This is a genomic window from Kitasatospora phosalacinea (assembly GCF_000716545.1).
Taxonomy (GTDB): domain Bacteria; phylum Actinomycetota; class Actinomycetes; order Streptomycetales; family Streptomycetaceae; genus Kitasatospora; species Kitasatospora phosalacinea.
Map to the genome: position 1 here is coordinate 221,424 of NZ_JNWZ01000015.1, position 20,418 is coordinate 241,841.

The 20,418-nt window shown below is 75.2% G+C and carries 16 protein-coding genes and 3 tRNA genes; 9 read left to right on the forward strand and 10 right to left on the reverse strand.

The genetic code is table 11. From position 1 onward, the window contains the following. Positions 1–184: 184 nt before the first annotated feature. From OO48_RS10335 to OO48_RS10345, 3 genes are all read left to right on the forward strand, one after another. A tRNA-Ser gene (locus tag OO48_RS10335) sits at positions 185–275 on the forward strand. Positions 276–491: 216 nt separating this feature from the next. After that, positions 492–567, forward strand: a tRNA-Arg gene (locus OO48_RS10340). 34 nt (positions 568–601) lie between these two features. After that, positions 602–677 (forward strand) — tRNA-Arg (locus tag OO48_RS10345). Positions 678–791: 114 nt separating this feature from the next. Here OO48_RS10345 and OO48_RS10350 read toward each other — a convergent pair. After that, the gene (locus tag OO48_RS10350; protein WP_051731955.1) at positions 792–1,991 is read right to left on the reverse strand and encodes a globin domain-containing protein; all 1,200 of its coding nucleotides are present in this window, start codon (positions 1,989–1,991) and stop codon (positions 792–794) included. 10 nt (positions 1,992–2,001) lie between these two features. Continuing rightward, the gene (locus OO48_RS38175; protein WP_167346433.1) at positions 2,002–2,481 is read right to left on the reverse strand and encodes a globin family protein; all 480 of its coding nucleotides are present in this window, start codon (positions 2,479–2,481) and stop codon (positions 2,002–2,004) included. 235 nt (positions 2,482–2,716) lie between these two features. Here OO48_RS38175 and OO48_RS40620 point away from each other — a divergent pair, with 235 nt between their 5' ends. The 3 genes from OO48_RS40620 (at position 2,717) to OO48_RS35705 (ending at position 9,132) form a co-directional block, all read left to right on the forward strand. After that, the gene (locus tag OO48_RS40620) at positions 2,717–6,589 is read left to right on the forward strand and encodes an Ig-like domain-containing protein (RefSeq protein ID WP_033214370.1); all 3,873 of its coding nucleotides are present in this window, start codon (positions 2,717–2,719) and stop codon (positions 6,587–6,589) included. Between the two features lie 210 nt (positions 6,590–6,799). Next, positions 6,800–8,176 (forward strand): SPFH domain-containing protein, encoded by a 1,377-nt coding sequence (locus tag OO48_RS39680; protein WP_051731956.1) that lies wholly within the window; start codon positions 6,800–6,802, stop codon positions 8,174–8,176. Then, positions 8,173–9,132 carry a C40 family peptidase gene (locus tag OO48_RS35705; protein WP_063830652.1) on the forward strand — a complete coding sequence of 320 codons (960 nt, stop codon included), beginning with the start codon at positions 8,173–8,175 and terminating at the stop codon, positions 9,130–9,132. Before OO48_RS39680 ends, OO48_RS35705 begins: the two co-directional genes overlap by 4 nt. 69 nt (positions 9,133–9,201) lie before the next feature. On the opposite strand, the gene OO48_RS10375 is transcribed toward OO48_RS35705, so the two are convergent. Further along, positions 9,202–10,158 (reverse strand): aldo/keto reductase, encoded by a 957-nt coding sequence (locus tag OO48_RS10375; RefSeq protein ID WP_033214375.1) that lies wholly within the window; start codon positions 10,156–10,158, stop codon positions 9,202–9,204. 150 nt (positions 10,159–10,308) lie between these two features. On the opposite strand from OO48_RS10375, the gene OO48_RS10380 reads away from it, so the two are divergent. Further along, the gene (locus tag OO48_RS10380; protein WP_033214378.1) at positions 10,309–10,512 is read left to right on the forward strand and encodes a hypothetical protein; all 204 of its coding nucleotides are present in this window, start codon (positions 10,309–10,311) and stop codon (positions 10,510–10,512) included. Between the two features lie 106 nt (positions 10,513–10,618). Next, the gene (locus OO48_RS10385; protein WP_051731957.1) at positions 10,619–11,467 is read left to right on the forward strand and encodes a tyrosine-protein phosphatase; all 849 of its coding nucleotides are present in this window, start codon (positions 10,619–10,621) and stop codon (positions 11,465–11,467) included. Between the two features lie 6 nt (positions 11,468–11,473). Here the strand turns inward: OO48_RS10385 and OO48_RS10390 are convergent, their stop codons facing one another. The 6 genes from OO48_RS10390 to OO48_RS37285 all read right to left on the reverse strand — a co-directional run bounded on the left by OO48_RS10390 (position 11,474) and on the right by OO48_RS37285 (position 18,673). Beyond that, the gene (locus OO48_RS10390) at positions 11,474–12,313 is read right to left on the reverse strand and encodes an RNA polymerase sigma factor SigF (RefSeq protein WP_425338529.1); all 840 of its coding nucleotides are present in this window, start codon (positions 12,311–12,313) and stop codon (positions 11,474–11,476) included. A gap of 182 nt (positions 12,314–12,495) precedes the next feature. After that, positions 12,496–13,353: an RNA polymerase sigma factor SigF gene (locus OO48_RS10395; RefSeq protein ID WP_051731958.1), complete on the reverse strand. Its 858-nt coding sequence runs from the start codon at positions 13,351–13,353 to the stop codon at positions 12,496–12,498. Between the two features lie 202 nt (positions 13,354–13,555). Further along, positions 13,556–13,849, reverse strand: a complete 294-nt coding sequence (locus OO48_RS10400) for a Dabb family protein (RefSeq protein WP_033214386.1) — start codon at positions 13,847–13,849, stop codon at positions 13,556–13,558. A gap of 94 nt (positions 13,850–13,943) precedes the next feature. Continuing rightward, entirely contained in the window at positions 13,944–14,108 is a 165-nt protein-coding gene (locus OO48_RS38855) for a hypothetical protein (RefSeq protein WP_167346434.1), read from the reverse strand. A gap of 378 nt (positions 14,109–14,486) precedes the next feature. Next, entirely contained in the window at positions 14,487–18,224 is a 3,738-nt protein-coding gene (locus tag OO48_RS40625; protein ID WP_033214388.1) for a HEAT repeat domain-containing protein, read from the reverse strand. Further along, complete coding sequence (locus tag OO48_RS37285) at positions 18,221–18,673, reverse strand: hypothetical protein (protein ID WP_051731959.1); 453 nt, start codon at positions 18,671–18,673, stop codon at positions 18,221–18,223. The genes OO48_RS40625 and OO48_RS37285 overlap by 4 nt, the downstream gene beginning before the upstream one ends. Before the next feature lie 181 nt (positions 18,674–18,854). Here OO48_RS37285 and OO48_RS10415 point away from each other — a divergent pair, with 181 nt between their 5' ends. Next, positions 18,855–19,502 (forward strand): hypothetical protein, encoded by a 648-nt coding sequence (locus OO48_RS10415; RefSeq protein WP_033214389.1) that lies wholly within the window; start codon positions 18,855–18,857, stop codon positions 19,500–19,502. A 290-nt stretch (positions 19,503–19,792) separates the two neighbouring features. Here OO48_RS10415 and OO48_RS35025 read toward each other — a convergent pair whose 3' ends face one another. Then, entirely contained in the window at positions 19,793–20,281 is a 489-nt protein-coding gene (locus tag OO48_RS35025) for a hypothetical protein (RefSeq protein WP_051731960.1), read from the reverse strand. Between the last annotated feature and the right edge of the window lie 137 nt (positions 20,282–20,418).

A 20,418-nucleotide genomic window follows, 5' to 3' on the forward strand; every position in this document is an offset into this window, starting at 1 on the left:
CGGCTTCGGGCCGCCGCTGCGACGGGCGGCTCTGGCTCTCCTCGGAGAGGGAAGTATCTCATTCTTCTTTGCGCCGTGGACGACCCGGCCAGTATCGTTGTGGTGGTTGGTGCCGGGGCCGTCGGCTATGGCATCATCGCAGTCGCACGGAACGCGCCGGAGTGCCGGTCGCGGTCCGGGTGTTGGAGGCGTCGCCTAGTCCGGTCTATGGCGCCGCACTGCTAATGCGGTTTGGGCTTTACCGTCCATCGAGGGTTCAAATCCCTCCGCCTCCGCCCACCGGGAGCCCCGTCGGTCACTGACCGGCGGGGCTCCTGCGTTCTCCGGCCGGTGTCCGGGCCGCCCCGGTCGTCGCCGAACGTTCGTCCGGGCGTCCGCCGGGGGCGCCCTTGACGGGGGCCGGCGGGGTCGGCGGCAATCGATTTCGCCCCTGGTCGACGGTCATGTAATGTTGTCCCCGCACCGCCCAGGAGGCCAGTCCGCCGGGGCGAGCGCTCATAGCTCAACGGATAGAGCACTTGACTACGGATCAAGAGGTTGCAGGTTCGAATCCTGCTGAGCGCACCAAACCCCGCTCGCGGTCCCGCAAGGGGTCGTACGAGCGCTCATAGCTCAACGGATAGAGCACTTGACTACGGATCAAGAGGTTGCAGGTTCGAATCCTGCTGAGCGCACCAGTCGAAGGCCCCGGGTCACCGCCCGGGGCCTTCGCCGTTCCCGGGCGCCCCGGAGCGGGTGCCGTCGGACCTGCCGCCTCCCGCTGTGGTGGTCGGGGGGCGGCAGGGCCGACGTCAGCCCAGTTCGGTCCGGTTGATCCACGGCACGTCGCGTTCCTCCAGGAACCACTCCGCGGGGGTGAGCGGGCGGCTGCGGTTGAAGGTGGGCGTGACGGGGTCGTGCCGGATGTGCTCGGGTTCGGCGCCCTGCTCCAGGAGTTGGGCGCGGACGGCGGGGACGAGGTCGGGCGGTCCCGACAGGTGGATGTCGTGGCCGGAGCAGTCCCCGTACTGGCCCAGGCCCTCGCGCAGCAGCCGGGCGGCCTCGCTGCGGGAGGCGCCGCGTTCGGGTGCGGCGAGCACGGCGTGCAGCCAGGAGTGCTCCTTGACCATGGCGTGCACGGTGCCCAGGTCGTACTGGTCCTCGTCCCCGCGGGCGGCGACGAAGACCGTGGCGGGCCGTCCGCCGTCCTGGGCGAGCTGCTCCAGCAACGCCTTGACCGGGGCCCAGCCGGTGCCGGCGGCCACCATCAGCAGCGGCCGGTCGGAGCCGAGGTCGAGCACGGCCTCGCCGAGCGGCGGACCGACCCGGACGCTCTCGCCGAGCCGGACCTCGTTGACCAGCGCGGTGGACACCAGCCCGTCGGGGACCCGGCGGACGTGCAGTTCCAGGGTGTTGTCGGGGCGGGGGGCGCAGGCGACGGAGTAGGGCCGCCAGACCTGCGGACGGCGGTCGGAGCAGACCGTCAGGTACTGCCCGGCGGTGTACCGGTACGGCCGGTCGGGCCGCAGGGTGAGCACCGCCAGGTCGGGGGTGGCCCGGCGGAGGTCGACGACCTCGGCGTTCCACCAGGCCGGGACGGAGTCGGGGACGGCCGCGGCGGCGTCGATCATGGCCTGCGAGATGACGGTGTAGGCCTCGATCCAGGCCTTCTCGATCTCGGAGGTCCAGTAGTGGCCGGAGAAGTGCTTGAGCGCGGCGATCAGGCTGGCGCCGACGGCGGGGTAGTGCTCGGGCGCGGCCTGGAACTTCCGGTGGTCGCGCCCGAGTGCCGCCAGGTAGCCGGTGAGTTTCTCCGGCTCCTCCAGCCGCACCACGAGTTGGGTGAGTGCGGCGAACAGGCGGTCGCGCTGTTCGGCGAGCCTGGCCGGGAAGAGCTCTTCGACACCTGGGTTGTTGGTGAACAGGTGGGCGTAGAAGAACTTGGTCAGCTGATCGGCGCGGCGCTCGACGACGGCGAAGCTGGCGCGGATGACCGCGGGGTCGAAGGGCACCGGGGGCCTCTCAGCCCGCGGCTTCTTCGGCCAGCGCCGCGCTCATGACATCCGTGATGACGCCGTAGAGCTCCGTCCACGCGGCTTCGATCTCCGGGGTCCAGGCGTCCCCGGCGAAGTGGGCGAGAGAGGCGAGCAGGCTGGCGCCGACGGCGGGGAAGTGCTCGGGGAGGGCGCCGTAGCCGGCGTGCCGGCGGCCCAGGCCCTGGAGCACGTTGACCACGGTGCCGGTGTCCTCGAGCTTGTTGACCAGGGTGCCGATGGCGGCCCAGAGGCGGTCCTGCTGCTCGTTCATGTGCTCGGCGAAGAGCTTGCGCACGTCCGGGTTGTGCTCGAACAGGTGCGTGTAGAAGTAGGCGGTGACCTCGCTGCCGTGGGGCTCGACGGCGGCGAAGCTGCTCTTGATGAGAGTGGGATCAATCGTCACGCCCGCCGACTCTACTGATAAACACACCGACTCGAACAGGGTGGTGTGACCAATGGTCAACAACTGTGTGGTTGTACCCGATTGATGACCATTCACGGGAGTTGACGGTGGTTCCGGCGGGTATCCCGATGCTGCTGACCGAGTGCCCACCAATCGGGTGGTGTCAGATGAAATGACCAGGTGTCGAGGTATGACCGAAACCGGATCGTGATTCTCTTTTGTCGGATCGTCATGAACACCGGGCGCATGGCGGTCGGACCGCGATCCCGTCGACAGACGACACCGAGAGGAGAGCCGGATGTGCCGACAGTTCCCCCACCGGGCCCCGGCCTCCGCCGCCCGCCCGGTCGACCGCGACCGGCCGCGTCCCAGGATCGGCCGGCGTGCCGCCGCCCTGATCGCCACCGGCCTGCTCACCGGCGCCGTCGTCCCGCCGTCGGCCGCCCAGCAGACCCCGGACGGCTGGTCCGCCGAACGGCGCGCCGTGCTGCCCTCCGGCCTCGCCGTCCAGTTCGACTACGCGACCGTCCCCGGGGTGAGCGTCGACACCGCCCCCGGCCGGCTCGCCGACCACCCCGCCGGCAGCGGCGGCCCCTACACCGACGGCATCCGCCCCGGAGACCCGGCCGAGACCTTCCTGGCCGCCGAGCACCGCCCCCGGGCCGACGGCTCCTGGCGCACCCTCGGCACCCTCCAGCTCTCCTTCTCCCGCCCCGTCCGCAACCCCCGGCTGCACGTCAGCGGCCTTGCCGGCACCGTCACTTCGGAGAACGGCAGCACCGTCACGGACACCCGGCTGACCGTCACCGGCGGCAGCCCCGCCGCCCCCGCCCTGGTCGGCCGCACCGGCTGGCACGGCTGGACGGTCGGCTCCGGCGAACTGGCCCCCGCCGCCGAGGCCGAGGCGGGCGGCGCCGCCGACGGCTCCGGCACCCTCGAACTCGCCGGCACCGTCTCCACCGTGTCGCTGCGCGTCGAGCAGCGCTCCACCGCCCTGGACGGCTCCACCACCCCGCCAGCCCCGCTCCACCAGGCGTACACCGTCACCCTCGACGAGGGCCTCGGCAGCGCCCCGCAGGACTACGGCAACGTCTCGCACCTGGTGTCCGACCTGTTCCTCGGGCAGGACGCCGCCACCTCGGCGACCAGGGCCCGCCCCGGCCTCGCCCAGTCCGTCGACTCCCCGCTGCGGCCGGGCCCGCCCGCCGCCCCGCCCGCGCCGTCCCCCGACGCCGGGCCGGTCACCCCCAGCGTCGAGATCGACGGCGGGGAGAGCCGCCGCAGCCCCTGGGCCAGCCCGCCCCCGCCGCAACTCCAGCCCGGCCGCGCCGAGTACCAGGGCGCCGACCCGACGCTGAACTTCCCCGCCGAGACCGCCGTCGGCCGCGACTACCACCTGGACGTGCCGGTCAGCGCGGGCAGCGGCCCCGCCGTGCTGGCCGGCTGGATCGACTTCGACCACAACGGCCGCTTCGACCCGCTGGAGCGGGTCCAGGCCGACGTCCCCGCCGGGGCGGACCACGCCGCCCTGGAGTGGCAGGTTCCGGCCGGAGCGTCCGGCGGCGACACCTGGGTCCGGCTGCGGCTGGCCCGCGACGGCTCCCAACTCGTCGCCCCCGGTGGCTTCGCCGACTCCGGCCAGGTCGTCGACCAGAAGGTCGCCCTCTCGATCGGCGCCGCCAAGCCCCAGGTCGGCCTCCCCATCCCCGGCACCACCACCCGGGAGGCCCGCCCCGAGTTCCGCGGCGACGGCGCGGTCCCCGGGGCGGGCATCGCCGTCCAGGAGAACGGCACCATCCTGTGCACCGCCAAGGCCGGCAACGACGGCTCGTGGAACTGCCGCCCCGACCGCCCCCTGACCGAGGGCACCCACACCCTCGTCCCGGTGGAGACCACCCGCAGCGGCATGGTGCTGCGCGGCGACGAGTTCCGGCTGACCGTCAGGACCACGCCCCCCACCGCCCCCGTGCTCACCCTGCCCGCCTACACCAACGACCCCGGCCTGCTGCTCACCGGCCTCGGCGAGCCCGGCTCCACCGTCACCGTCACCGCGGACGCCACCGGCCGGGACGGCGGCGAACTCTGCTCCACCGCGGTCGCCGCCGACGGCACCTGGTCCTGCCTGCCGGTCGAGAACCTCGCCGACGGCCGCTACCAGCTCACCCCGCGCGCCGTGGACGGCGCGGGCAACCGCTCGGACGGCAAGCCGGTCACGCTCACCGTCGACACCGGCGCCCCCGACCGCCCGCAGCTCACCGCCCCCGGCAGCGGCGAACTCCTGCACACCGCCCGCCCCGAGCTCACCGGCCGCGCCGAGCCCGGCACCACCGTCACCGTCACCGTCGCCACCGGCCACGGCGACGAACGCGCCGCCCTCTGCAGCGCCGTCACCACCCCCGACGGCACCTGGTCCTGCACCCCCACCCGCGACCTCACCCCCGGCGAACTCACCCTCCTCCCCACCGCGACCGACCCGGCGGGCAACGGCACCCCGGGCGACCCGGTGCCGGTCCGCATCGCCGCGACGGCGGGCGGCGGGAGCGCGAGCGCGAGCCCGAGCGCCAGTGCCAGTGCCAGTGCCGAAGCCAGTCCTAGCCCGAGCGCCAGTCCGAGCCCGAGTGCTGACGCGAGTGCGACTGCGAGCGTCACTGCCGGCGCCGGCCCGAGTGAGAGCCCGAACCCGAGCCCGAGCGTGTCGGCCTCGCCGTCCCCGTCCGGCATGCCATCGGTGCCGGACGTGACGGCGCCGGTGCCGCCGGAGTTGCTGCCGATCGTGGTGCCGCCGGCGGACGACCCGAGCGTGTCGGCGTCGGCCCCGCCGTCCGCGTCCACCGCTTCGGCGAGTGCTGTTCCCTCGCCCTCGGCAGACGGTTCGCCGTCGGCGCTGCCGTCCCCCTCGGTGCCGCCGGAGTTGCTCCCGGTCGTGGTGCCCCCGGCGGACGACCCAGCCGGTGCGAGCCCGAGCCCGAGCGCGTCGGCGCCCGAGGCGCCGTCAAGCGCGTCCCCGTCGGTGTTGCCGACGGCAGAGCAGTCCGTCGCGGTCGTGAACCCGAGCGCGTCGGCGTCCGCCGTCCGGTCCGACGCACCGTCAAGTGCGTCCCCGTCGGTGTCGCCTACAGCCGGGCAGTCCGGGGCGGTCGCGAGCCCGAGCGCGTCGACGTCCGCCGCCGTGTCCGGCGCACCGTCAAGCGCCACTCCACCGGTGTCGCCGACGGCCGGGCAGACCGGTGCGACCGTGAGTCCGAGCCCGAGCCCGAGCGTGTCGGCCTCGCCGTCCCCGTCCGGTGCGCCGTCGGTGCCGGACGTGACGGTGCCGGTGCCGCCGGAGTTGCTGCCGATCGTGGTGCCGTCGACGGGCGAGCCGACCGATGCGAGCCTGAGTCCGGTCCCCAGCCTCTCCGCTTCCGCGCCTGCTGCTCCCTCGCCGTCCTCGGCGGAGGGTTCGGCTGAGCCCGCGCTGACGCTGCCGGTGCCGTCGGATGTGGTGCCGGTCGTGGTGCCGGTGGCGCCGTCCGCTCCCGTCGTGCCGTCGTCGGCGGCGCCGAGTGCGTCGGACGAGCCGAGCGTTCCGGTGGCGCCGCAGCCGTCCGAGCTGCTCGCGGTCGGAGTGCCGTCGGCCGTCGAGCCGATGGACGGCCGGGTCGCACCGGAGCCCGGGGCGCCCGGGGCGCCGGACCGGCAGGTCGTGCTCGCGACGGCCATGCCGACCACGCCGCCGCCGGTCGCGACCACGCCGCCGCCGGTCGCGACCACGCCGCCGCCGGTCGGTACGCCGTCGGCTGCGGTGCCGACCTCGACCCGGAGGGCCTCGGCTGCCGCGACGGTGCTGTCCGCAGCGCCCTCGCCCACCGCCGTGCTGTCCGCGCCGTCCGCGCCGTTTTCGTCGTCCGCTCCGGTGGTTCCGGCGGTTCCGGCCGTGTCCTCCGACCCGGTGCCGGAGCCGGAGGACGGTGCCGAGCCCGCCGGGGACACCCCGGGCGAGGAGTCCGCGTCCGTGTCCGCGCAGTCGCGGACGCAGGCCGCACCGCCGCCGGACGCGGTGGCGGCGGCACACCGGGTGACGGCCACCGGGTGGCGCGGGCTGGCCTGCGGGGCGCTGCTGATCGCGGCGGCCGTGGGGCTGCTGACCCGCCGGGTGTTCGGCCGGGGGAGTGGCACCCGGCGCCGCTGACGGGCCGTTCGATCAGGCCCCGTTCCCGGTCGGCCCGCTCGTTCCCGCAGTTCAGGGCGGGCGGGCCGATCCGCATCCGCACAGCGGACGAATCGACACACCACCTGGTAAATGTCGCATTTGATGACTTATCAACCTAGCCTGAGTCTGGCACTGCCCGTCAGTTCCGGGCCGCCCGGTGCGCGAAACTCTGACCCTTAGGACACGTGCATGGACGTCACCCGCGACTCGTCGCCGCGACCCCACTCCTGGCCCCCCGCCGCACCCGAGCCCCCGGTCGGTGCGACCCAACTCACCAAGGCGGTCGCCAAGGCGGTGACCAATCCGCTGATCACGACCGCCCCGCCGGCCGAGGACGGGCTCGACCGGGGCCCGGCCACCCAACCGTTGCCGGTGATCGGCGCGGACGATCCCTCCGCGTTCCCGTCCGGGCCCCGCGCCACCGTCGGACCCGTCACCCCGGAAGCCGCCGGAGCCGCCGGAGCCGCCGACTCCGTGCACGCAGCCGGGCCCGCCGGGCCCGCCGCGTCGAGCGGCCTGCGCCGGCTCAGCGCGGCCACCGCGCGGCAGCAGGCGGCGCACCCGACCGTCGCGGACGCCGCGACCCACCGCCGGCCGCCGCGCGCGGACCAGTCGCTGCGCGAGCGGCGCGCGTTCGTCCTGCCGGGCTGGCTGCCGCTGCTGGTCCTGCTGGCCTCGGCGGCCGGGGTGCTGCTGGTGCTGGCCCGGTCCGGGGCGCTGCCGCAACTGCCGGGGGTGCCCGACCTGCGCGGCGCGGCGGCGCGGGCGAGCGGGTCGGCCGAGGTCGGCGACGGGACGCTCGCCTCGGTCAGCGCGATCGGGCTGGTGATGCTGGGCGCGCTCGGCGGGCTGCTGTCCAACCCGGGCGGTGAGACCCGGGTGCTGACCCGCTGGGGCCGCTACCGGGGCACCGTCCGCCGCACCGGCCTGCTGTGGGTGAACCCGCTGCTGCGCCGCCGCCGGGTGGACGTCCGGCTGCGGCACTGGCGCAGCGAGCCGGTGCGGGTCACCGACCGGGCCGGGACGCCGCTGGTGGTGCGGCTGCTGATCGTGTGGCGGGTCAAGGACACCGCCCGGGTGACGCTGGGCATCGCCGAGCACGAAACGTACCTGCGCGAGCAGGTGCAGGCCGTCCTCACCCGAACCGCCTCCCTGCTGCCGTGCGACTCCGACTCCGCGCCGGGGCCCGCGCTGCGCGACGGCCAGTGGTTCGCCGACGAGCTGACCAGGGCGCTGGCCGCCGAGACCGCCCCGGCCGGGGTCGAGGTGTACTCGGTGCAGCCGCTGGCGCTGGACTACGCGCCGGAGGTGGCCGAGTCGATGCGCCGCCGCCGGCTGGCCGACCTGGACGCCGGGCTGCGGACCGTCCTGGTGGACGACGCGGTGGAGGCCGCGGCCCTCGCGGTGCGGCGCCTGGAGCGCGCCACCGCCCACGAGTTGGACGACAGCGCGCGCAGCGCCCTGATGGAGCAGCTGCTGGTCGCGTTCGTCGCCCCGGCCGGGGTCACCGCTTCGGTGCCCGCCCCGGCCCCCCGCCCGAACCGCAAGGAAGGGAGGCCCGCGTGACGACCGCGCTCGCCTCGATATCCACCGACCCCGCCGACCTCCCGGGCTTCTCCGGGTCCCCGCTGCTGGGCTTCGCCGAATCCGACGGTGCGCCCGCCTGCCGGTGCGCCGCGTGCGTCCGGCCGGCGGCCCGCACCGGCGGGTCCGCCGTGGCCGAGCGGGCGGGCCGGATACACCGCGCCGTGCGCTCGACCTGCCTGGCCGGCGCGGTCCTGGCGGGCGTGGGAACGGTCGGTCTCGGCCTCGGCACGACCGCCGCGCAGGCCGTGCCCGCACCGTCCGGCCCCGGCTGGGACGGCAAGGTCTACTGGTTCAAGAACGCGGCCGGCGAGTGGCGCTACACCAAGTGGTACGACGTCTACCTCGACCGCACCGGCGGCTCGGGGAGCGCGAAGCCGCAGGCCCGGCCGCAGCAGCCCGCGCAGTCCTCCGGCGGGATCCGGCAGGGCTGGGACGGCAAGGTCTACTGGTTCCGGAACGCAGCCGGCGAGTGGCGCTACACCAGCCACTACGACGTCTACGTCGACCGGACCGGCGACCGCGGCGCCCAGCCGTCCGGGCAGTCCGCCGGGCAGTCCTCCGGCCCCGCCGCGAGCGGGGTGGAGGCGGCGGTGTCCTACGCGCTGGCGCAGGTCGGCAAGCCGTACGTCTGGGGCGGCAACGGGCCGGACGGGTTCGACTGCTCGGGCCTGGTCCAGCAGGCGTTCCGCCGGGCCGGGATCTCCACCCCGCGGGTCGCCGCCGACCAGTACCGGGCCGCCACCCCGATCGGCTCCGGGCAGCTGCAACGCGGCGACCTGGTGTTCTGGTCCGGCAACGGCCGGGTCTCCGGCATCCACCACGTGGCCGTCTACCTCGGTGACGGGACGTACGTGGAGGCCCCGCGCCCCGGCAAGGACGTCCGGGTCTCCCGCCTCAACAGCGGGTACTACCCGGACTTCTTCGGCCGTTACTGAGCGGCCGGGAAGCACGGCGGCGCCCCTCCCGCAGTGCGGCGGGAGGGGCGCCGCCGGGTGCGCGGGAGGTCAGTCGGAGGCGTCGGCGAGCAGCTTGAGCTCGGCCTCGGTCAGCTCCAGCGAGGCGGCGGCCAGCAGCGGCGGCAGCTGCTCGACGGTGCGGGCGCTGGCCAGCGGCGCCGCCACCGTGGGCTGCGCGGCCAGCCAGGCCAGCGCCACCGTGGCGACCTGCACGCCGTGCGCGGCGGCGACCTCGTCCAGGGCGGCGAGCACCCGGGGGCCGCGCGGCTCGTCCAGGTACGTGGCGGCGCCCTGGGCCCGGGCGGAGTCGACGGCCGCGCCCGGGCGGTACTTGCCGGTCAGGAAGCCCGAGGCGAGCGCGTAGTACGGGACGGCGGACAGGCCGTGCGCGGCGACCACGTCCGCCAGCGGGCCCTCGTAGGTGCCGCGGGAGACCAGGTTGTAGTGCGGCTGCACCGCCACGTACTTGGCCAGCCCCTCGCGCTCGGCGAACTCCAGCGAGGCGGCCAGCCGCTCCGGGCCGATGTTGGAGGCGGCGACCTCGCGCACCTTGCCCTCGCGGACCAGCTCGTCCAGCGCGGTGACGATCTCCTCCACCGGGGTGTCCGGGTCGTCCCGGTGGGTGTAGAACAGGTCGATCCGCTCGACGCCGAGCCGGCGCAGCGAGGCCTCCGCGCCGCGCTTGATCGTCCCGGGCCGCAGGTCGTTCGCGCCGGGCATCGCGCCGACCTTGGTGGCGACCACGATCCGCTCGCGGTCGTCGCGGCCGCGCAGCCACTCGCCGATCACCGTCTCCGACTCGCCGCCGGAGTTGCCCGGCGCCCAGGCCGAGTAGACGTCGGCGGTGTCGATGAAGTTGCCGCCCGCGGCGGCGTACGCGTCGAGCACGGCGAAGGACTGCGCGGTGTCGGCCGTCCATCCGAACACGTTGCCGCCGAGGGACAGCGGGGAGACGGCGAGACCGGAGGGGCCGAGGTTCACCCGGGGGGCGTCACTGTTGGTCATGACGGGGGACAACCCGTTCGGGTCCGGCCTGATTCCGCCGGGTCGTGCGTCCACGCCCGGGTCGTCCGAGGTGAGGGGTCCGTGCAGACCGGGACCGGGACGGGGACCGGGGTGTCGGCGGGGCGGGCGGGACGGCTAGAGTCCCGTTCCATGGCTGACAACGACTACGACCCCGCCGGGTCCACCCAGATGTTCCGGGCGTTCGTCGACGAGGCCCCGGCCCCGCAGGCCCCGGGCACCGTCACCACTTACGGCAGCAGCAGCTCCTCGTCGAGCCGCACCCCGCTGATCGTCGTCGGGGCCGTCGTGCTCCTGGCGGTCGTGGCCGGCGTGATCTGGCTGGCCGTCAAGTAGCACCCGGCGAACCGCCCGCACGGGGCCGGCCGGACACCCCGGGCGGCCCCGCGGCCGGGCGCGCCTACACTGGCCCGGTCCGCCGCACCGCCGCCAGGAGGCACCCGTGACCGCGCCGTCCACCGAGACCGCCAGGAGCCTCGGCCTGGCCGCCGCCGTCAACGCCCGTGACCTGGGCGGTTACCGCACCGCGGACGGCCGCACCGTGCGCGTCGGCGCGCTGCTGCGCACCGAGGCGCTCAGCCGGCTCGGCGAGGACGACCGGGCGCTGCTCGGCGCGCTCGGGCTGCGCCACGTGGTGGACCTGCGCAGCCTCGACGAGGTCCGCCACCTGGGCGCCGACCTCGTCCCCGGGCTGCCCCCGGTGGTGCTGCCGCTGGACGCGGCGGCGACGCTCTCCGTCCCGTCGCCCGACGGCCTCGGGCCGACCCTGCACCACCTGCCGGTGTTCTCCGCGGACTTCGACCTGTACGTGGAGCTGCGCCGGGCGCTGGGCACCGGCGACCCGGCGGCGATGCACGCCGTCCTCGGCGACGGGCGGGGCACCGCGATGATGACCGCGATGTACCGCTGGTTCGTCACCGACCCGGTCGCCCGCTCCCGCTTCGCCACCGTGCTGCGGCTGGTCGCCGAGGCGGACGGCGCACCGGTGCTCTTCCACTGCACGGCGGGCAAGGACCGCACCGGCTGGACGGCGGCCCTGCTGCTCACCGCCCTCGGCGTGGACCGGGAGAGCGTCCTGGCGGACTACCTGCTCACCAACGAGCGCGCCGCGGCCCTGATCGACCGCGTCGACCCGCTGCTGCGGCCGCTGGCCCGCGCGGAGGCCGGCTACCTGGAGGCGGCCTTCGAGGAGCTCGCCCTCGGCTGGTCGGGCTTCGAGCACTTCTGGCAGGACGGCCTGGGGCTGACCGAGGAGCACCTGGTGCGGCTCAGGCGGGCCTGCACCGTCTAGCGCCCCTCACTCCGCCGTGAGGCCCTCGCGGAGGTGGGCGAGGGTCTTGGTGAGCAGGCGGGAGACGTGCATCTGGGAGATGCCGATCTCCTCGCCGATCTGGGACTGCGTCAGGTTGCCGAAGAAGCGCAGCATGATGATGCGGCGCTCGCGCGGCGGGAGCTTGGCGAGCAGCGGCTTGAGCGACTCGCGGTACTCGACGCCTTCGAGGGCGAGGTCCTCGTAGCCGAGGCGGTCGGCGAGCGGGCCGTCGCCGCCGTCGTCCTCGGCGGGGGTGGAGTCGAGGGAGCTGGCGGTGTACGCGTTGCCGACGGCGAGGCCCTCGACCACGTCGTCCTCGGAGACGCCGAGGTAGGCGGCGAGCTCGGGGACGGTGGGCGAGCGGTCGAGGCGCTGGGAGAGCTCGTCGCCGGCCTTGGTGAGGGCGAGGCGCAGCTCCTGGAGGCGGCGCGGGACGCGCACGGACCAGCTGGTGTCCCGGAAGAAGCGCTTGATCTCGCCGACCACGGTGGGCATGGCGAAGGTGGGGAACTCGACGCCGCGGTCCGGGTCGAAGCGGTCGATGGCCTTGATCAGGCCGATGGTGCCGACCTGGACGATGTCCTCCATCGGCTCGTTGCGGCTGCGGAAGCGCGCGGAGGCGTACCGGACCAGCGGAAGGTTGAGCTCGATCAGGGTGTCCCGGACGTAGGTGTGCTCCGCGCTGCCGGACTCCAGCCCGGCGAGCCGGCGGAACAGCGCGCGCGACAGCGTGCGGGTGTCGAGGGCCCGGTCGGGGACCTCGGCGGGACCGGCCTGGGCCGGGATCGATACGGCGACGGCCTCGGCCTCGGCTTCGACCTCGATGACCGCACTGCCCGGTTCTGTGAACACGCGCCCACCCCCCTCGTGACTGTCTGTCGAACGGTCGCCACCGCGCGGTGGTTCCCGGCTGACGGGTCTGACTGGTCAATACCGGCCCACCGGCCCCGGCAAACCCGAACGTCTCGACTCGTCACCCGCCGGTGACACGCGGAAACAGGGGCGGCTCACTCCTCCCAGGAGTTCCCGGTGCGCAGCCGGGACAGGATCCGGGACAGCAGCCGGGAGACGTGCATCTGGGACATGCCGAGTTCGGTGGAGATCTGCGACTGGGTGAGGTTGGCGAAGAACCGCAGCATGATGATCCGCCGTTCCCGCTCGGGGAGCTGGACCAGCAGGTGGCGGACCACGTCGCGGTGCTCGACCTCGGTGAGGGCGGTGTCCTCGTAGCCGAGCCGGTCGAGGAGGGCGAGGCCGCCCTCGTGCTCCTGGGCGGCCTCCAGAGAGGCGGCGTTGTAGGCGCGGCCGGCGTCCAGGCAGGCCCGGACGTCCTCCTCGGGGATGCGCAGGTTGGCGGCGATCTCGGGGACCTTGGGGGTCCGGCCGTGGGTGACGGTCAGCTCCTCCATGGCGCCGCTGACCTGCACCCACAGCTCCTGGAGCCGGCGCGGGACGTGCATGGTGCGGACGTTGTCGCGGAAGTAGCGCTTGATCTCGCCGAGGATGGTGGGCAGCGCGTAGGTGGGGAACTGGACGCCGCGCTCGGGGTCGAAGCGGTCGATGGCGTTGATCAGGCCGATGGTGCCGACCTGGACGATGTCCTCCATCGGTTCGCTGCGGCTGCGGAAGCGGGTGGCGGCGTAGCGGACCAGCGGGATGTTGGCCTCGATCAGGGCGGCGCGGACCCGGGCGCGCTCGGGGGCGTCGGGCGGGAGTTCGGCGAGCCGTTCGAACAGCACCCTGGTGAGCGCGCGGACGTCCACCGCGCCGCGGGTGCCGAGCCGGCGGGAGGCGAGCTCGACCGGGTCCGGCGGGTCCTCCACCCGGTCATCGGGCGCGCTGCCCTGCTGCGTCCGCACGGACACCTCACCCTCCCTTGAGAACCACCTCGCCAAATTCCGGCAAAACCGGTCATAGCATCACAAGTGGCTCTGTCGCCGGGCAAGTACCCGGCGGAGGCGTGTTGACGGACCGTCCAGCATTCGGCGGAGTGTGCATAGGCCCCCGCGCTCGGACGGAGGGCGGGGGCCGAAGGGTCGTGCGTGTACGAGGGAGGGGGCGGGAGGGTCAGACCTCCAGGTCCGCGATCACCCAGGTGGCGAACTCGCGCCACTGCGCCGCGGCGGCCTGGTGGGCCGGGTGGCCCAGGTACGCGGCCAGCGCCTCGCGGTCCTCGACCAGGCTGTTGATCGCGAAGTCCTGGGCGATGTCCCGCTCGGCGAAGTTCCAGCCGCACTCCCACTCGCGCAGCTCGGGGACCAGCGCGCCGAGCTCCGCGAACGCCTCGGCGCCGGCGACCGCCCGCGGGTCGTCCTTGGTGACGCCTTCGTTGAGCTTGAACAGGACCAGGTGCCGGATCACGATGCCGCTCCTCGCGGGTGGGGGAGGGCGCGCCCGGTCGGGGGAGCGCCCCCGAAGGACGAACCCCGCCACCGTACTAGGGCCTCGGAGCGGCTCAGCGCACCAGTCCGGTCATGAACGAACCGACCGCCTTGGCCGCGTCCGAGATGCCGACGAAACCGGACTTCACCAGGTCCGCCGAGCGCTCCGGCGAGGTGATGATCGTGTAGATGACGAAGATGACCAGCATCCACATGGCCACCTTCTTCGCCTGAGCCATCGAACGGGCCTGCCTCCCTGAGTCGGGCCGCCGTCCTCTCCCCGTACGGCCCTGCCACCCGGCAGCTTATCCACCGGACGGCGCAAGGAGTGAGGGGTGCGTTCACCCGGCGGGACGAAGGTCCCGCGCGGACGGGGCCTTCTCCGGATGTGTCCACCGGGGCGGCGCGGCAGGATGGTTGATGTACCGAGGATCTGGCAGGAATCCCCGGTACGGCGATCCGGAGGTCCCCGCTGTGGGACCGGGCGCCGCGCCTTCCCCCCGCGCGGCACCGGTTGTGGGACCTCCGCCCAGGGGCAGCAGCTCGTCCCCCCGGAGCTGCTGCCCCACCGCGGACCGAGAGGTTCCGGCCGGCTCCGCACTCCCCGGGCACGGTGGTCAACCGCCCGGGAGTGCGGGGCCGTTCGCCGTTCCCGGCCGGACACCGGCGCCCGCACCCGCGCCCGCGTCCGCCAGCAGCCGGGCCGCCTCCTCGGCCGCCGCCGGCACCAGCTCGGCCCGCGCCCGGGCCGCCAGCAGCTCCGCCGTCTCCCCGCCCGGGCAGCCGAAGGCCAGCGCCCGCAGCGCCGCGATCCGCACCCCCGCGTCCGGGTCCTCCACCGCCCGCCAGCGCAGCAGCCCGACCGCCGCCCCGTCCGGCGCACCGGCCAGGGCCCGCAGCGCCACCCGGCGCGGCAGCGGATCCGGGTCCTCGACGGCCCGCTCGCGCAGCAGCCCCGCCAGGCCGGCGGCCTCCTCCGCAGCCGTGCGGGCCAGTGCGTGCAGGGCCAGCGCGCGGATCGCTCCCGAGGCGTCCGCCCCCGCCCGCTCCCGCAGCAGCGCCCGCACCGCCGGATCGTCCGGCCGGTGCGCCAGCAGCGCCCGCAGCACCGACAGCCGCACGTCCGCGTCGCGCAGCCCCGCCGCCCGCTCCAGCAGCAGGCCCGCGGCCCGCCGCTCGCCGTCGTGGCAGCGCACCACCGCCGCCAGCGCCGCGTCCCGCACCCGCGGGTCCGGGTCGGCGCGGGCCCGCTCCAGGAACAGCGCCCGGGCCGCCGGGCCCGGATCCTGACGGTTCGACAGGGCGGTCAGCGCCACCGCCCGCACCTGCGGGTCCGGCGCCTGCGCGGCCCGGTCGCGGACGAACGCCTCCAGCTCCGGATCGTCCGCGAAGTGCGCCGCCAGCTCGCCGACGGCCGCCGCCCGGCCCGGGCCGTCCCGCTCCGCCCGCTCGCGCAGGAACTCCGCCACCCGCGGATCGCCCGCCCAGACCCGCCCGAGCAGCGCCAGCGCGCCCGCCCGGACGTCCGGCAGCCGGTCCTCCACCGCCAGGCCGCGCAACTGCTCGGCGACCTGCGGATCGCCCGCCCAGCGCAGCGCCAGCACCGGCGGCACCCGCAGCCGCACCAGCGGATCGCGGTCCTCGGCGACCCGGCGGCGCAGGAACTCCGCCACCCGCGGATCGCCCGCCCAGCCGCGGGCCAGCCCCACCAGCGCCGACACCCGCACCTGCGGATCCGGGTCCGACTCGGCCAGCCGGCGCAGGAACGGCGCGTTGTCCGGGTCCTCGGCGGGCTGCAGGCAGATCGCCTGCAGCGCCATCCGGCGCACCCCCGGGGCCCGGTCGCCGCGCACCCGCTCGCGCAGGAACGCCGCCAGCCCGCCGTCCATCCGGTCGTTCGCGGTCAGCGCGAACACCGCCAGGCCGCGCAGCTCCGGCTGCTCCTCGGCCGCCGCGATGCCCCGCAGCAGCAGCTGCGCCGGGCCGTCGTCCGTCCAGCCCTTGCCGAGCGCCAGCATCTCGTTCAGCCGGTTCGCGCCCCCGGTGTCCGCCACCCGCGCCGCCAGGAACGCGCCGGTCTCCGCGTCCCCCGCCCAGCCCTCGGCGAGCGCCGCCACCGCGGCCTCCAGGGTCAGCGGGTCGGCCTCCCGCTCCACCCGGGCGCGGACGAACGCGCCGGTCTCCGGGTCGCCCGCCCAGCCCTCGGCGAGCGCTCCGAAGGCGGCCGCGCGCTGCGCCGGGGACCAGCCGTGCTCGGCCCAGGCGCGCAGCACGGCCGGGCCCCGCGGGTCGCCCAGGTGCAGCGCGCAGGCCAGCCGGGCCGCCACCGCGCCCGCCTCCAGCGGGGTCGGCGCCTCCCGGCCCGGATGGTGCCCGTGCACCAGGTACCAGCGCAGGAAGCGCTCCCGGCCCGCCCAGTGCGGGCCGAGCCCGGCCAGCACCGGGCGCAACCCGTCCAGCGCCTCCACCGCCTCGCCCGGCAGGTAGGCCGAGCCCTCGGCGGCGTACGCCTCGAACAGCGCCGCCAGCGCGTCCACCACCGCCTCGGACTGCGCCGTCACCAGCCCCAGCCTGCGGACCTCGCCCAGGCAGCGCACCGCCAGCACCAGCCACTGTGGCGCCGCGTCCCGCGCGCCCGGCGCGCCCGGCAGCGCCGGGGCCCGCTCCAGCAGCAGGGACACCGCCGCACCGACGAACCGCTCGTCCAGCTCCCCGGCCAGCAGGAGCAGCACCTCCCGCCACGCCGGGTCGCGCCAGCGGGCCGCGAACACGCCCTCCAGCAGTTGCTCCTCCGTCAGCGAGCGCTCCCGGTTGAAGCGGTGGGCGATGTCGGACGCCGCCAGGTACTCCAGGAACGCCCGGTGGACGAAGCCGTACACCTCGCCGCCGAACCGGCTCAGGATGAAGTTGCGCTCCCGGAACTGCTGCAGCATCGCCCGGGCGGCCGGCGCGGCCCGGTCGGCGGGCAGCTCGTAGCGCTCGCGCAGGTAGCGCTCGAAGGAGGACAGCAGCACCCGGCCCGGGATGTGGTTGCCGGCGATGCCGTCGCCGCCCTCCTGCATCCGGCGGGCCACCAGGCGCAGCAGCTCCAGCCGGTCCTCGGACGCCAGGTACGGCATGCCGCCGTCGACCCGCCGGTCCTGCAGGTACTTGCTCGGGTCCCAGTGCTCGACCAGCACCGCCACCGCGTGCTCGTACACCGAGCGGCGGTCCCGGGGCAGCTCCCGGCGGCGGCCGATGATCGCCAGGATGGTCAGGATCAGCGGGTTGCCCGCCAGGTCCCGGACCGGGGCGGAGCCGGCCACCGCGGCCGTCACCCGCCGGCGCAGCCGCCGGGCCTCCACCGGGTCGGCGGGGCAGGCGTTGGCGTACCAGCGGGCCGCGAAGGCGTCGATCTGGCCGGTGTCCAGGTCCTGCAGGGTGTAGTGGCCGAAGCCGGCGGCGTCCAGCGGCTCGCGCCGGTAGCCGATCATCCGGGAGGTCACCACCACCCGGACCTGCGGATGGCGGGCGGCGAACGCGCCGATCCGGCGGACGGCGCCCTCCCGGACCCGCGGGTCGAACAGCTCGTCCAGGCCGTCGAACAGCACCAGGGTGTGCGCCGGGTGCTCGGCCAGCTGGCGGGCCAGCAGGTCCTCGGGCAGGCCCAGGCCCTCGGTGCGGTGCAGGTGGGCCAGGAAGTCCTCGAAGGTCCACTCCCGCCGGCCCGGGTCCGCGTACCGGCGCAGCTCCACGATCAGCGGCAGCCGGCCCGCCAGCGGGGCCAGCTCGGGCGGCACCCCGGCCGCCGGGTCGAGCAGCGGCTCGGTCAGCGCCAGGCACAGGAAGCGGGCCAGCGTCGACTTGCCCGAGCCCGGGTCGCCCAGCAGCACCGCCCGGTGCCCGTCCGGGCCGGACAGCAGCGGCAGCACCGGCACCGCCGGGCGCTGCCGGTACGCCTCGCGGACCCGGCGCACCGTCTCGCGCTCGACGCCCGGCGGCAGCCGGCCCGGGTCCAGGCCGCCCGGCTCGGCCAGCCGCCGCAGCAGCTCCCGGGGCAGCTCGGCCGGCGGCGGGTCGGAGCGCACCAGCTGCGGCACGAACACCTCGCGCAGGTGCACCGCCGGGTGCTCGTCCTGTTCGGACAGCGGCGTCAGCACCTCCAGGTCCAGCCGCAGGTAGCGCTCGCGCAGCCGCAGCGCGTAGCGCCGCCGGGCCTCGCCCAGGTCGCCCGGCGGGGGCGGCTCCGGGCCGGCGGTGATCTGCACGGTGCCGGCCCGCTGGATCATCGTCAGGTCGCCGCCGACCCGGGCGCCCGCCGCCGACTGCGCGCCGCCCGCCCCGGCGCCGAACAGCCGCCGCCAGAAGCCGCTCACGGCCGCGGCCCCCCGTCGGGCGGCAGCGGCCCGCCGAAGCGCACCGAACCCTCCACGCCGTCCACCAGCTCCACGTCCCCGCCCGCGCGGACGCCCCGGGCCGACAGGCCGCCCCCGGCGGGCGGCGCCTCCCCGGGCGGCGCCGCCCCGGCCGCCTCCGGGACGGGGCCGGGGGCGGACGGGGCGCCGACCACCACGTCGCCCTTCACGTTCCGCACCAGGCGCACCGAGCCGCCGGCCGCCGCCCCGTCCGCCGACTGGCCGGCGGAGCGGCCCCCGGCCCCGCCCGCGAGGGAGAGCACCAGGCCCGCCACCCCGACGAACAGGCCCAGCACGCCCGCCCACTGGTTGGCCCGGTCCAGCCCCTCCGCCCACAGGAACACCGCGAGCCCCGTCACCGAGACCCCGGCCCCCACCCGCACCAGCACCCGCCACCGCGCGCTCCCCATGCGGGCATCATCCCCTCAACTCGCCCACCATCAACCGCAGATGGACGGACGAAGAGGGTGGCCGACCGGCCGCGCGCTGCGCCGGCCGGGTGCTTGTCCGCGCCTGTTCGCGTGTTCGCCCGGGGTTCCGCCCGCCGCGAAGGTCGACTACGAATCATCGACCGGAGAGGCGGAGACGAACGTGACCGAACGACAGGACCCGAGCCCCGGAGGCAGAACCGCCACCGGGCGCCGATTCGCCGCCGCGGCACTGTGCGCGGCGACCCTCCTCGGCGCGGCCGCGCTGCCGCTCGCCTCGGCCGAGCCCGCCGCGCCCCGGGCCGGCGCCGGCACCCTGCTGGTGGACGAGACCTTCACCGGGCCGAGCGCCGACAGCGGCTTCGTCGCCACCGGCGGCGCCTGCCTCACCGGCGCGGCCGAAGTCCCGCTCCTGCCGGTCGCCGAGCCGCGCCCGCTCACCGGCTGCCCGGCCGGCGGCGCGGTCGGCAGCGTGCGCAACACCGCTACCGGGCGCACGCCGGAGCGGGACGTCACCTCGCCGCCCGACGAGGAGGTGATCGCGGTCGAGTCCGGACTCGGCGGGACGGAGAGCCCCAGCCCCACACCGTCCGCGTCGCCGTCGCCGTCGGAAGAACCGCCCCCGTCCCCGGAGCCGTCCATGGCGCCGCAGCCCGTGCCGTCGCCGTCCGCGCCCGCCCCGCACCCGGCCGGGCCGCCGCCCGGGACGCTGCCCGGCACCGGCAGCGCGCCGCTGCTCCCGCTGCTGTTCGCCGCCGGCACGGGCCTGGCCGGACTGCTGCTGCTGCGACTCTCCCGCCGCCGGGGCTGACCCGGCACCGGCACGGCCGAGGGATGGGTGGAAGCGCGGCTCGGCGCCGGTCCGTCCGCTCGGGGGGAGAACGCCGAAGGGCCCGACCGGAGAACGGTCGGGCCCTTCGAGAAGCGGTAGCGGTGGGATTCGAACCCACGGTGGAGTTGCCCCCACACACGCTTTCGAGGTCTGAGACCCACCGTTCAGCGACGGTCGTGGACGTTCCAGCCGCAGGTGAGAGCGCGTCTCCCGGTGCCCGGCGAACCCCGGTGAACGGTGGTGAATGAGACCAGAACTGAGACCGGGGCTCACTCCTCAGGCGGGGCAGAGTCGTCGGCCTGCGGCTCGTCAACCGTGGAAGTCTCGGCCTGGTACTGCCATCCGCGCGCCTCCGCCTTGTCACGCAGGCTAGACCCGATTCTCTGTCGAGCCTTTGAACTGGTGACTGTCTTGAAGTCCACGAACGCGTGTCCCGGCGGCCGTTCATCACCATCGTCTACCGCTGAGTCATCCACGGCCCGCAGTTGCACCTCGGCGACATCCGATACCTGGACCGAGTACACGCCCACGGAAGCTAGTCCAAGTATCGCCGTATGGTGAGAGTGCGACTGCTCTGCCGTGACCTTTGACGAGCGTACGGTGGAAAGCTCTCCCGTGTCCTTCGGTGTAGGAGTGAACGCCTGCTTTGACACCTTGCCATCATGGATGAAGGCAGGGTTTATCTGACGCCAAAGAAACTCACTCTCGTCCGTGAGGATGTACTCCCCGGGGCGCAGGCCGGCGTCATCATTCTGCATATTCAGTAATCCCCCCAAGCAGGAAGTCGGCCGCTTCGCCTAGGGAGCGTATTCGGTTGTGATCAAGGGGTGGTCTTGGCGAGGTCCTTGATCCAGATCATTGCGCCGCGAAGCTGGAGGCCGGCGAGGTAGCTCTC

Bases quoted from the DNA above. Each gene is read 5' to 3' on its own strand.
- OO48_RS40620 (WP_033214370.1), top strand. From the start codon at position 2,717: ATGTGCCGACAGTTCCCCCACCGGGCCCCGGCCTCCGCCGCCCGCCCG.
- OO48_RS39680 (WP_051731956.1), top strand. From the start codon at position 6,800: ATGGACGTCACCCGCGACTCGTCGCCGCGACCCCACTCCTGGCCCCCC.
- OO48_RS10375 (WP_033214375.1), bottom strand. From the start codon at position 10,158: ATGACCAACAGTGACGCCCCCCGGGTGAACCTCGGCCCCTCCGGTCTC.
- OO48_RS10380 (WP_033214378.1), top strand. From the start codon at position 10,309: ATGGCTGACAACGACTACGACCCCGCCGGGTCCACCCAGATGTTCCGG.
- OO48_RS38855 (WP_167346434.1), bottom strand. From the start codon at position 14,108: ATGGCTCAGGCGAAGAAGGTGGCCATGTGGATGCTGGTCATCTTCGTC.
- OO48_RS37285 (WP_051731959.1), bottom strand. From the start codon at position 18,673: ATGGGGAGCGCGCGGTGGCGGGTGCTGGTGCGGGTGGGGGCCGGGGTC.
- OO48_RS35025 (WP_051731960.1), bottom strand. From the start codon at position 20,281: ATGCAGAATGATGACGCCGGCCTGCGCCCCGGGGAGTACATCCTCACG.